Here is a 12604-nt window from a genome sequence, read left to right on the forward strand (position 1 = left end):
AGCTGATAGCTGATAGCTGATAGCTGATAGCTGATAGCTGATAGCTGATAGCTGATAGCTGATAGCTGATAGCTGATAGCTGATAGCTGATAGCTGATAGCTGATAGCTGATAGCTGATAGCTGATAGCTGATATCTATTCCCTTTTATTTTAGCTACAATACGCGCCGAACAAATTTTAGGTAATAGCCCCCTTGAAAAATCCCCAACATAACTCAGTATTAGTTTTGCGAGCTCAGCAAATCAGCGAATCGCGCCGCGAATTTAATGCCCGTGGCGGCAAAATGGATCGCTGTGAGCAGTGTTTAATTGCTAAGCATTACTGTATATGTGAGGGTGTAGAACAGGCGCAGTGCGATGCTGGCGTGTGTTTATTAATGTATCATAATGAAAGCTTTAAACCGTCAAACACAGGGCGTTTAATTGCTGAAATAGTCCCTGACAACTATGCATTTAGATGGGACAGAACAGAGCCAAGCGCTGAGCTATTAGCTTTATTAAACAACGCTGATTATCAACCTATGGTGATATTTCCAGCTGAAGATGTAGAGCCGGGCAGGGCAACTACCGAAGTAAACATTGAACCTGGCAAAAAGCCATTATTTATATTTTTAGATGGCACCTGGCGCGAAGCTAAAAAAATGATCCGCAAAAGCCCGTATCTAGATAATTTACCGGTGTTGTCGATCACCGCTGATAAACTATCAGATTACCGTTTACGCGTTGCACCTCACGCATACCAGTTAGGCACTGCTGAGGTAGGCATTATGGTGTTAGCGCTCGCAGGTGAGCAAGATGCCGCCTTAAAGCTTGAACAGCACTTTATAAAATTTCGTGATGCGTACTTACTTGGTAAGCGAAATAAGGGCAGGCCACAGTAACTTAATTTTAGGCAAAGAAAAGCGCGCTCTATCTCTAGGCGCGCTTGCGGAATCTTCTAATTTTGCATCCTGCAATTGAACTTAATCAACTCCAATTTTTACTTATCCATGTGATTACGATATTACTTTTTAGTTCTATGTAATTTAGGCTATCCGGGCCTATCTCCTTTAAATCCCTGTACATCCTGTAGTGGTAAAAACTATTACCTATTCCTTTTGGCACATCCTAGTGCAGTCCATTAATTTACAATTCCATTGTGTTGCCTCAAGGGCCTGTCCATTTAATTCCTATCACATCCTGTTAAACAACTATCCGCTGTTGTTATCCTTGCTGTATCGTCCTGATACGTTCCTTTGTGCAACAATCCATTGCGATACTCATCCTGAGCCTGTCCTAATTTCCGTGTTGTCCGTAGTAACCTAATCATTGGTTGTTCGAGTAAGCAGTCCATTTCCTTTTACTCGATAAGCATCACTGCTTGGTTGATGTAGTAATTGTAGCGTGCTGGTGCAACTAAAATAGGTTAAAACGGCTATAGATTTACTTATAAAAAATGAGTGTTTATAACAAGTAAAATAAAAACAACAGCTTATGTTGGTTTTTCTGGGTTGTTATAGGTTTTTTTACTCATTAGCTGTCAGCTCTGTAAGAGATGTCTTACGCGGTATTTCCCTTTTGGTCATTAATTACTTATTTACATTTATGTAAAGAGTGTATATTTTCACTTATCACGATAAAATCCCCTGTAAATAATTACTATTTAGGTAAATTGATATGAGAACTGCACTGGCTATACTTACTTGTATTATTAGCGCTTCGCCTGCGTTTGCGAGCGATGTTGTTAATATTTACTCTTTTCGTCAACCGTTTTTAATTCAACCTATTTTAACTGACTTCACTAAGCAAACAGGCATTAAAACGAATGTGGTTTTTGCAAAAAAAGGGTTAATAGAGCGTGTTAAGCGTGAAGGAAAACACAGTAAAGCCGATTTAGTATTAACATCTAATTTTAGTGCGCTTATTCAGCTAGAAGATCTCAATTTAACGCAAAGTATTAAAAGTGATCGCATTAAAAGCAATATTCCTGCGTCGTATAGAGATAGCGACGGGCAGTGGGTGGCATTAACTAAGCGGGTTCGTAATGTGTATTCATCAAAAGAGCGCCTAGGTGCATTACCTGAACTCACCTACGAAGATTTGGCTAACCCACAGTATAAAGGACAAATTTGTACACGCTCTGGCAAGCATCCTTATAACCTTGGCTTAGTTGCTTCGATGATTGCTCATCACGGCGAGGAAAAAACTAAAACATGGTTAGAAGGTGTTAAAGCTAATTTAGCACGTAAGCCACAAGGTAACGATCGCGCGCAAGTAAAAGCGGTAAAAGAAGGTTTGTGTAATCTTGCTTTAGGTAATAGCTACTACCTTGGCAAAATGCTTCAAGACGACGAGCAAAAAGCGTGGGCTGAGTCTGTTTATATTAATTTTCCTAATCAGCAAAATCGCGGTTCACACATAAATGTTTCGGGTGCTGTCATTACTAAATATGCAAAAAATCCTGATAATGCCCTTAAGCTTATTGAGTTTATGAGCGAAACCAAAGCACAAAATATGTATGCATCTGTAAATATGGAGTACCCGGTTAAGCAAGGCGTTAAGCTATCAAGTTTAGTGGCCTCTTGGGGGAGCTTTGAAGAAGATGGCCTAGCACTTGATGAGATCAGTAAATATCGTCCGTTAGCCCTTAAGCTAATAGATGAGGTGAAGTTCGACCTTTAATGAATTTTATATTTAAGCTGTCTAAATGGCAGCTCTTTGCTTGGTCGACAGGGCTTTTATTGTCGGCCCCGCTGTTTTTTCTGATTTATGAATCTTTACAAGGCGACTCAGAGGTATTTTCTCATCTGTGGGATACCGTGCTGTGGGATTATATTACTAACACCGTACTGCTTATTTTTGGCGTATGCCTGCTTAGCTGTGCAATTGCGCTACCGCTTGGCTGGCTCAGTGCGTATTGCTCCTTCCCCGGGAAAAAGCAATTTGAATGGGCGCTTATGCTGCCCCTTGCAATGCCTACCTATTTAATAGCTTATGTGTATACCGATTTGCTAGATTACGCTGGCCCTGTGCAAATAGCCCTAAGAGACTGGTTGGATTGGCACTCGCCAACGGATTATTGGTTTTTTGATATTCGCACTTTGCCCGGCGCTATGGTGATGATCGCACTTGTGCTGTATCCGTATTTATTTTTAATTTTTAAAACCGCACTGCGAGAGCAGTCATTTAAGCTCGTGCAAGCTAGTCAATTAATGGGTTTATCGCCTTGGCAAAGCTTTTTTAAGGTAAGTATAGTGCTTTCTCGTGGCTCAATTGTGGCAGCCCTTGCGCTCATAAGCATGGAAACCATGGCCGACTATGCAACGGTAAGTTACTTTGCAGTGAGCACTTTAACCACCGCAGTGTACGATACATGGTTTGGTTATTACTCACTCACGGCTGCAGCGAAAATATCGGGCGTTATGCTGTTACTGCTGTTTTTAGCTTTAATGGCGGAGCGCTTTAGCCGGCGTAACCAAGCCGTGTTTGAGCGTCAATCAGGTGTTAATAGCGAGTCGTTATACAAACTTAAAGGTAAACATGCATGGCTGGCTACGTCATTTTGCAGTGTTATTTTGCTCATTGCTTTTATTATACCTATGTTGGTATTGCTAAATTATGCAATAACTTACTTTGATAAAGCGTGGAACACGGCATTTTTTAGTTACGCGTGGCAAAGTTTAAAAGTAGCTATTATTGTAAGCGTAGCCAGCATAATACTCGCTACACTAATCGTTTTTTATCAGCGAGTGGCAAAGCAAGGCTATTCTTTAATACCTGGTCGTTTAGCGAGCACCGGCTATGCACTGCCAGGTACGGTACTGGCTATTGCTGTGTTATTACCGCTGAGCGTATTAGAAAACTCAATAAATACAGCCCTTGAGAGCTACAACCTAGATATAGGTTTATTACTAACCGGCAGCATTGTCACTATTATAGTGGCTTACTTAGTGCGCTTTTATGCCATTGCGCACGGTGCTATAGAATCGAGCTTTGTACGTATTAGTCCATCACTGGATATGGCTAGCCAATCTATGGGTAAAAGCCAAGGGCAAACACTGCGCTTAGTGCACCTTCCTTTATTACGTCGAGGTCTTTTAACAGCTGCATTGCTTGTATTTATTGAGTGTATGAAAGAGCTGCCTGCCGCATTACTATTAAGGCCTTTTGACTTTGAAAGTTTAGCCACACATGTATTTCAATATGTGAGCGATGAGCAGCTTGAGCTTGCCTCTATTTCCGCTTTATTTATTGTTTTGGTTGGATTGATCCCTTTGTATTTTATTAATCGTTCTATGGAGCAACGCAGTTAAATGAGCCGTTTAAATTTACAAGGTGTGGATTATCACTACAGTGGCACGCACGTGCTACACAATTTAGATTTAACGGTGGGTCAAGACGAAATTGTGTGTTTGCTCGGAGCCAGCGGCTGCGGTAAAACAACCACCTTAAAAGCAATTGCTGGCCTTATTGAAATAAATGAAGGTAGTGTATTTATAGATGGCAAATGTGTAAGCGACAAGCATACATTTGTATCACCAGAGCATCGTAATATAGGGATGATGTTTCAAGATTATGCCCTGTTTCCGCACCTCAGTGTGGCCGATAATATTGCGTTTGGGCTGGGTAAAATAAGCAAAGCGCAAAAACAGCAACGGGTAGAGGAAATGCTAGAGCTAGTGCATTTAACGGGGTGTGCAAAACGCTACCCTCATCAGCTCTCGGGTGGCCAGCAGCAACGCGTGGCTATTGCGCGGGCTTTGGCTTATAAGCCTAGTTTATTGCTTCTTGATGAGCCTTTTTCGAACATAGATACACAAGTACGTTTTGAGTTAATTGCTGATATTAGGCGCATTATTAAAGCGCAGCAGGTTTCAGCGGTATTTGTTAGCCACTCAAAAGAAGAAGCCTTTGCGTTTTCAGACACGCTAGCCATTATGCACCAAGGAAAAATAGCCCAACAAGGTACACCAGAGCAGCTTTTTGCCGTGCCAAAGACAAAGGAGGTTGCAGAGTTTCTGGGTCAGGGCATATACTTAGGCGCAGAAGTGTTAACGGCAACTGAATACACAACGCCTTTTGGTGTCGTGCAATCGCAGCATGAGCATACGCACAGTGCAATAAAAGGGGTGGTGTATATTCGTCCACACCATATTGAGCTTGCGCAAAATACGCAGGCCGATAACCCTCAAGGTGTGAGCATTTTAAGCCGTCGGTTTATAGGCTCGGCTTATGTTTACACTGTTGTAATTGCAGAGCAAGAGATTGAAGTTGCCGCACAATATGGCCAGTCATTTGAAATAAATGAGCAGGTTATAATAAAAATAAAACCTCACACGGTGAATTTTTTCGAATCATAACAAATGTGTTATTCGCTGTGTTTTATAAAGCTAAGGAATAACAATGGCGCAAGCGCAATCTGGGATTTGTGCTGAAGCAAACTTACACGGTTTGCATTTATTTTTTAATGTATTTGATGGTCAAGACGAGTCATTGCGCGCAAAGCTTAAGCGCGTAAGCGCAATTGAAGAAGAGTTTAGTGATCAGTTCTCCGAAGCCATGCTCTCTTGCATGGTGGCTATAGGCGCGCAATATTGGCCGCATATACTACCTGAATATATCCCAAGCGAGCTGCAAAGCTTTCCTAATATAAATCACAGTGATTTTGTTATGCGCGTACAGCCATGTGATTTATTCATACAAATTCGCTCAGACCGAGAAGATGTTAATCACCTTTTTGCATTGCAAATATTAAAGTTGTTTTCGCCCGATGTAGAGCTGGTTGAACAAATTCGCAATTTTAGGTTTTTAGATGGGCGAGACTTTAACGGCTTTATTTATGCAGGCGACACCCCACATGGACGCCAAAAACGAATCACGGCACTGGTTAATAACCCCGACAGCTTTGAACACCAAGGCAGCTATATTCATGTACAGCGTTATAAGCATGACCTGAGCGTATGGCAGCATTTATCACTAAGCGAGCAAGAGCATATTATGGGGCGTACACGTTTAGATAACACCTTAATTGAGCCTAAGGTAGATACGAGCCACGCGACTAGAAGTGAGCTAAAAGATGAAAGCGGCCAAGCAATACTGCTTAACCAAAGCATGCCGTATGGCGATGTTTACGAGCAAGGCATGCTAAGTATTACATGCTCTGCATCGGGAAGTGCGTTTGAAAAGGTACTTAACAGCCGCATAGGAAAAGGGGAGTGTTACGACCACTGGCTTGATTTTACTCAAGCCGATATGGGCTCAGCGTTTTTTGCGCCGTCAGTTAGTTTTTTAAAACAGCTTTAAACCGTATCAAATAAAATGCGTACGCGCTCTAGTGTAATGTCTATTTCAGATATTTTTGCTGGGGCAATAAAAATAGTGTCATCTCCGGCAATTGTGCCCAATACACCATCCGCTTTGCCTAGTGAGTCTAATAAGCGGGCAATTAACTGCGCAGCGCCTGGGCTGGTGGTTATAATAATCATCATTTCGTTATGCATAATATCAATAACAAGCTGACGTAGTGGGCTTTTAGCAGTCGGTACGCCCATTTCTGCGGGTAGGCAATAAACCATTTCTTGTTTAGCATTACGGGTACGCACAGCGCCAAACTTGCTAAGCATGCGCGACACCTTACTTTGGCTTATATTGTCAAAGCCTTGCTCTTTTAATGCTTCGACTATTTCGCCTTGCGAGCCAAAGTTCTCTTCTTTTAAAAGTGCTTTAAACGCTTTTACCAGCGCTTCTTGTTTGTCTTGTGGTTGCATAGTCTTTATTCATTTTTGTTATTTATAATGCAAATTCTACACAAAAATGAATAATTATGCAGCAGTTGTTTAGTTAACTTGCCAGTTTGCTGCGATAAACCAACAAAGTTTACAACTATGGTCGAAAATATACCTGAAATAAGCAGGATAAATTTGTTTTTAGTCGCTAATTTCATTATCTTAAGAGCCACAAATATTTCCTACCTCAAATTACGGAGAATTCCAATGAAAGTTGCTGTATTAGGTGCTGCAGGCGGTATCGGTCAAGCGTTGTCTTTATTATTAAAAACAGGCTTACCAGCTGGTTCTGAATTATCACTTTACGATGTTGCACCAGTTGTACCAGGTGTTGCGGTTGACCTATCTCACATCCCTACAGATGTTAAAGTAGCAGGTTTTGGCGCAGACGATTTAAATAAAGCGCTTGAAGGGTGTGATATCGTACTTATCCCAGCGGGTATGCCACGTAAACCAGGTATGGATCGTGCGGATTTATTTAACGTAAACGCAGGTATCATCAAAACATTAGCAGAAGGCATTGTTGCTAGCTGTCCTAAAGCGTTAGTGGGTGTTATCACTAACCCAGTAAACGGCACTGTGCCAATTGTTGCTGAAGTATTCAAAAAAGCAGGTACTTACGACGCTAAGCGCGTATTCGGTATCACTACGCTTGACGTAATTCGTTCAGAAGCATTTGTTGCTGAGCTTAAAGGCGTAGACGTAGCAACTGTTAAAGTACCAGTAATTGGTGGCCACTCTGGCACAACTATTCTTCCTCTACTTTCTCAAGTTGAAGGCGTAAGCTTCACTGAAGAAGAAGTAGCTACACTTACTCCACGCATCCAAAATGCAGGTACTGAAGTAGTAAATGCTAAAGCGGGCGGTGGTTCAGCTACATTATCTATGGGTGCTGCTGCAGCACGTTTTTGTATGTCTTTAGTTAAAGGCCTACAAGGTGAAGACGTAGTAGATTACGCATACGTTGCTGTTGAAAATGGCGATGCAGAGTACTTTGCTCACCCAGTACGTTTAGGCACAAACGGCGTAGAAGAAATCCTTTCTTACGGCGAGCTAAGCGCATTTGAAGAAAAAGCTAAAAACGACATGCTTGAAACGCTGAAAAAAGACATCAAAGAAGGTGTTGATTTCATGGCGTAATAGCCAAGTTATGCACAAAAAAGCCTGCTTATGCAGGCTTTTTTATTGCTCGAAAATTATGGCCCTTAAATACTAATTAAGGGAGGCTGCAAAGTTAGTGATCTCGCTCTACAGCTATACGCGCTAAGCTGATTAACGCTTGCTTGTACTGCGACTCTGCTAAAAAGTCTAAACAGGCAATGGCCTTGTCTGCTTCTTGCTGCGCCTTTTGCATTGTAAATTCAAGTGCGTTGGTTTGTTTAAGTGCCGTTAAAATAGCCTCAAGGTTATCCATACCATTGCAATGCTCAATGGCATCACGAATAAGGGCTCTTTGCTGATCACTGCCGTGCTTCATCGCATATATTAGCGGCAAGGTTGGCTTACCTTCTGCTAAATCATCACCAATATTTTTACCTAATTGTTCAGCGTCTGCGTTGTAATCAAGCACGTCATCAACTAACTGAAAAGCAGTACCTAAGTGCATACCATATAAATTAAGCGCATCTAACACACTGTTATCTTGCTCGGTAATAATAGCTGCAAGCCCTGTAGCGGCTTCAAATAATTTAGCCGTTTTAGAGTAAATAACCTGCATGTAACTTGCTTCGGTGGTATTAGGGTCGTTGCAATTCATAAGTTGCAATACTTCACCCTCAGCAATCACGTTGGTGGCATCAGCAAGCACTTGCATAATTTGCATTTTGCCAAGCCCCACCATAAGTTGAAACGAGCGGGTGTAAATAAAATCCCCAACCAGCACGCTGGCAGCATTACCAAACTCGGCATTTGCAGTCGGTGTACCACGGCGCAGGTTAGATTCATCAACAACATCATCATGTAATAGTGTTGCAGTATGAATAAATTCAACAATCGTTGCCAAAGTAATGTGATCTTTACCTTGGTAACCCAAAGCTCTTGCTGCCAATATTGCCAGCATCGGGCGTACGCGTTTGCCGCCGCTGTTAACGATGTACAAACCAAGTTGATTGACTAACGCCACATCTGAGCGCATTTGCGCGTGTATAAGTTGATTGACGTCATTCATATCGCTTTCGATTAACGCCTGGATAGCTTTTATATCCATTGATCTCCGAGCCAATTTTTATGTGTGAACGGCGCCGATTGTACAACAAAAAAAGCACTAGCTCGATATTTTGTGACGATTCATTAAAAAAACCGAGTTAAAAACCTTAATTAGCGCTTAATTAGGGTATTTAATTGTATATTTCACACTCAAAGGGCGACTATTTATTGCGCAGTCAATAGGTTCTGGAGTAGGCATAGCGACACGTAAATTTATTTTGTCTTTGCACTAAAAAGCGCTTGGCAACAGGGCAATTTAATATAAAATGGGGGAAATATTGAATTGCTCTCAATGCAGCTACTTTTTATTCATTTTAATTACAAAATAGGCTTGCTAGTTTTTATGCATTAGCGTAAACTTCGCGCCCTATCGAAGAATATTTTAGTTGCGTCGATTTGAGGGCGCACAGACGGAGTTAATTATGTACGCGGTTTTCCAAAGTGGTGGTAAACAGCATCGTGTGACTGAAGGTCAAACGATTCGTCTTGAAAAATTAGACGTTGAAACTGGTGCAGCAGTTGAATTTGATTCAGTACTTTTAGTTGCTGATGGTGAGAAAATCGAGATCGGTGTACCGTTCGTAAACGGTGGTAAAGTAACAGCTGAGGTTGTTTCACATGGTCGCGGTGAGAAGATTAAGGTTGTTAAATTTAGACGCCGTAAGCATTCTCGTAAGCAAATGGGCCATCGTCAATGGTTCACTGAAGTTAAAATCACTGGCATTAGCGCTTAATTAGAGGTACTTAGAAATGGCACATAAAAAAGCAGCTGGTAGTACTCGTAACGGTCGCGATTCAGAAAGCAAACGCCTAGGTGTTAAGCGTTTTGGTGGCGAATCAGTTCTAGCGGGTAGCATCATTGTTCGTCAACGTGGTACTCGTTTCCACGCTGGCGCAAACGTAGGTATCGGTAAAGACCACACTATCTTCGCAAAAGCAGATGGTAAAGTTCAATTTGAACAAAAAGGTCCTTTAAACCGTAAATACGTAACTATCGTAGCTGAGTAATCAGTAAGGTAGTAAAAAACCCCGCCTTTGCGGGGTTTTTTGTTTTCAGAAACGTCAAATATATACCCAAGCCTGCATTTACGTTGGCTTGGGTATATAATAGTTAAATTAAAGCCAATCCCTAAAGTGAGTAATCATGAAGTTTGTAGATGAAGTAGAAATTCGCGCAGAAGCTGGTGACGGCGGCAGCGGTGTCGTGTCTTTCCGTCGAGAAAAATATGTACCAGACGGTGGCCCGGACGGCGGTGACGGTGGAGACGGTGGTAGTGTTTATCTACAAGCTGATGAAAACTTAAATACCCTAATTGATTACCAGTTTGAGCGTTTTCACCGTGCCGAGCGTGGTACTAATGGTCAAAGCCGTAACTGTACAGGTAAAAAGGGCGAAGACTTGGTAGTAAAAGTACCTGTGGGTACACGTATTACCGACGTTGACACTCAAGAGGCGTTAGGCGATTTAACGCAGCATGGTCAAAAAATTGTGGTTGCAAAAGGTGGTTTCCATGGCTTGGGGAATGCACGTTTTAAATCAAGTACTAACCGTGCTCCACGTCAAAAAACGTTAGGTACACCAGGTGAAGTTCGTAACCTTAAATTAGAGCTTATGCTACTTGCCGATGTAGGCCTATTAGGGTTGCCAAATGCAGGTAAATCAACGTTTATTCGCAGTGTATCGGCAGCAAAACCAAAAGTCGCTGATTACCCGTTTACCACGCTAATTCCTAATTTAGGGGTTGTACGCCCAGAGGCTAACAAATCGTTTGTAATAGCCGATATTCCGGGTTTAATTGAAGGTGCCTCAGACGGTGCAGGCCTAGGTATTCGCTTTTTGAAGCATTTAGAGCGTTGTCGTGTATTGTTACACGTGATTGATGTTATGCCTGTTGATGGTTCAAACCCTGTTGATAATGCGTTTGCCATTATTAACGAGTTACACCAATACAGCCCTAAGCTTGCTGAAAAGCCACGCTGGTTAGTGTTTAATAAAATAGACCTATTACCAGAAGATGAAGCGCAAGCTTTGTGTGAGCAAATTGCGCAAGAGCTAGGTGAAGAAGAAAACGTTTACCGTATTTCAGCAGTCAATAAGCTTAATACTCAGCCATTAATTCACGATATTATGGCATTACTTGATAGCATGCCTAAAGAGAAGTTCGTTGAGATTGAAGACGAAGAAGTTGAGTTCAAGTGGGATACCTACCATCAAAAAGCAACCAAAGGCGATGATGATGATTGGGACGACTGGGATGAAGACGACTACGATGTAGAAGTCGTCTACGAGCGTTAATAAAAAACATATTTTAAAAAGGAGCATAAGCTCCTTTTTTATTTTTTAAGAATAAAGTACTAGGTATTTGATGTGATAATTTCAATGATCGCCGCAATGGCAAACAACCGTGTAATTGGTCTTGATAATAAAATGCCGTGGCATTTACCCGCCGATCTACAGCATTTTAAAAAGGTAACAACAGGCAAACCTGTCGTTATGGGGCGTAAAACATTTGAATCGATAGGTCGTCCTTTACCTGGGCGTCGCAACATAATTATTACCCGTAATAGCCAGTATAGCGCTCAAGGTATTGAGACGGTCAGCACCCCAGAGGCTGCGCTAGAGCTGGTTAAAGCCGAAGAAGAGGTGATGATAATTGGCGGTGGTAATATTTATCAGCAGTTTTTACCAAGTGCCGATCGTTTATATTTAACCTTTATAGATTTAGAGGTTGAAGGGGATACGCAGTTTCCAAATTACCAAGCGGTAGCAACGTGGGAAAACGTCGACGAACAGGCAAATAAACCCGACGAAAAGAATCAATATAGTTATAAATTCGTAACTTTATATAAAAAAGATTAACATTATTGCGAAACTTACAGCAGGTTGGTACAATATTAGACAATCAACATAGGTAAAAAGTACCATAAAGGGTGTTTCATGTTTAAATTGTCAAAGCTAATTGTTATTACAGCCGTTGCTGCTGGTTCGTTAATGTATACCGTGCCTGCTAAAGCCAATGATCAATTAGCAGTATCTATTTGTGAATATATCGCAGCTGATGATAAAAACCGTTTACGTAGTAAACTAAAAAGCTCACGTGTAAAAATTCGCAATATTTACGATGCTATTCAATGTAATGGTAATAATTTACTTCGCCATGCTGTAGTTAGTAACGCTGTTGACTCGGGCGAGTACATAGTTAAAAACTTATCAAAAAGCGCACTGTCTGATGGCGCTGATATAGCATGGGCCGAAGGCAATGGCCACGGTGGCTCACCGTTAATTGCTGTAATTAAAGACCGTGCTGGCCTTTAATTAACACAATAAAATAAAAACCGCGCGGGTCGCGGTTTTTTTGTGCCTGGCGTTAGCTAATACGCAGCGCTTTAGTAATGGTGATAGCTGTATTAAGCCTATTTTAATTTACCCACCCAAGTGATGAAACTCTCACCTTGTAATTAACCTGCGTTTCTTATCTTTAATAGCATATAAATTAAGTCGGTTGGTTTAATAAAGGCGCTGTATTCGCTAAGCCTTTACTCGTATATTTGCCGCAAATATACGTGTTTTCCCTGAGTTACATAAAATTGTCATAAATAGTTAATAGTCTACGCGCTTAAACAATAGGGGTTGTT

Annotated in this window: 13 protein-coding genes; 11 read left to right on the forward strand and 2 right to left on the reverse strand. The window is 41.5% G+C overall.

Annotation, left to right across the window (positions count from 1 at the left end):
- The first annotated feature begins 193 nt into the window (after window positions 1–193).
- From PSH54_RS08580 to PSH54_RS08600, 5 genes are all read left to right on the forward strand, one after another.
- The gene (locus PSH54_RS08580; protein WP_029773351.1) at window positions 194–880 is read left to right on the forward strand and encodes a tRNA-uridine aminocarboxypropyltransferase; all 687 of its coding nucleotides are present in this window, start codon (window positions 194–196) and stop codon (window positions 878–880) included.
- Between the two features lie 775 nt (window positions 881–1655).
- Entirely contained in the window at window positions 1656–2660 is a 1005-nt protein-coding gene (locus PSH54_RS08585) for an extracellular solute-binding protein (RefSeq protein WP_273605950.1), read from the forward strand.
- Window positions 2660–4291, forward strand: a complete 1632-nt coding sequence (locus PSH54_RS08590) for an ABC transporter permease (protein ID WP_273605951.1) — start codon at window positions 2660–2662, stop codon at window positions 4289–4291. The genes PSH54_RS08585 and PSH54_RS08590 overlap by 1 nt, the downstream gene beginning before the upstream one ends.
- The gene (locus PSH54_RS08595; protein ID WP_273605952.1) at window positions 4292–5338 is read left to right on the forward strand and encodes an ABC transporter ATP-binding protein; all 1047 of its coding nucleotides are present in this window, start codon (window positions 4292–4294) and stop codon (window positions 5336–5338) included.
- A 43-nt stretch (window positions 5339–5381) separates the two neighbouring features.
- A complete protein-coding gene (locus PSH54_RS08600; RefSeq protein WP_004587917.1) occupies window positions 5382–6281 on the forward strand; it encodes a Dyp-type peroxidase in 900 nt (299 codons plus the stop codon).
- Here PSH54_RS08600 and argR read toward each other — a convergent pair.
- Window positions 6278–6745: a transcriptional regulator ArgR gene (gene argR, locus PSH54_RS08605; RefSeq protein WP_004587918.1), complete on the reverse strand. Its 468-nt coding sequence runs from the start codon at window positions 6743–6745 to the stop codon at window positions 6278–6280. The genes PSH54_RS08600 and argR overlap by 4 nt on opposite strands.
- 225 nt (window positions 6746–6970) lie before the next feature.
- Between argR and mdh the strand changes: the two genes are divergently transcribed.
- Window positions 6971–7903, forward strand: coding sequence for a malate dehydrogenase (mdh, locus tag PSH54_RS08610; protein ID WP_004587919.1), 933 nt, complete (start codon window positions 6971–6973; stop codon window positions 7901–7903).
- Window positions 7904–7997: 94 nt separating this feature from the next.
- On the opposite strand, the gene ispB is transcribed toward mdh, so the two are convergent.
- Window positions 7998–8969, reverse strand: coding sequence for an octaprenyl diphosphate synthase (ispB, locus tag PSH54_RS08615; protein WP_273605953.1), 972 nt, complete (start codon window positions 8967–8969; stop codon window positions 7998–8000).
- A 421-nt stretch (window positions 8970–9390) separates the two neighbouring features.
- On the opposite strand from ispB, the gene rplU reads away from it, so the two are divergent.
- From rplU to PSH54_RS08640, 5 genes are all read left to right on the forward strand, one after another.
- Complete coding sequence (gene rplU, locus PSH54_RS08620) at window positions 9391–9702, forward strand: 50S ribosomal protein L21 (RefSeq protein ID WP_004587921.1); 312 nt, start codon at window positions 9391–9393, stop codon at window positions 9700–9702.
- A 16-nt stretch (window positions 9703–9718) separates the two neighbouring features.
- The gene (gene rpmA / locus PSH54_RS08625) at window positions 9719–9976 is read left to right on the forward strand and encodes a 50S ribosomal protein L27 (RefSeq protein ID WP_004587922.1); all 258 of its coding nucleotides are present in this window, start codon (window positions 9719–9721) and stop codon (window positions 9974–9976) included.
- A gap of 136 nt (window positions 9977–10112) precedes the next feature.
- Window positions 10113–11264: an Obg family GTPase CgtA gene (gene cgtA / locus PSH54_RS08630; protein WP_004587923.1), complete on the forward strand. Its 1152-nt coding sequence runs from the start codon at window positions 10113–10115 to the stop codon at window positions 11262–11264.
- A 72-nt stretch (window positions 11265–11336) separates the two neighbouring features.
- A complete protein-coding gene (folA, locus tag PSH54_RS08635; RefSeq protein ID WP_273605954.1) occupies window positions 11337–11828 on the forward strand; it encodes a type 3 dihydrofolate reductase in 492 nt (163 codons plus the stop codon).
- Window positions 11829–11906: 78 nt separating this feature from the next.
- Window positions 11907–12284: a DUF3718 domain-containing protein gene (locus PSH54_RS08640; RefSeq protein ID WP_004587925.1), complete on the forward strand. Its 378-nt coding sequence runs from the start codon at window positions 11907–11909 to the stop codon at window positions 12282–12284.
- Window positions 12285–12604: the final 320 nt, after the last annotated feature.

It is taken from the genome of Pseudoalteromonas sp. Angola-30, from assembly GCF_028599215.1.
GTDB classification, from domain to species: domain Bacteria; phylum Pseudomonadota; class Gammaproteobacteria; order Enterobacterales; family Alteromonadaceae; genus Pseudoalteromonas; species Pseudoalteromonas atlantica.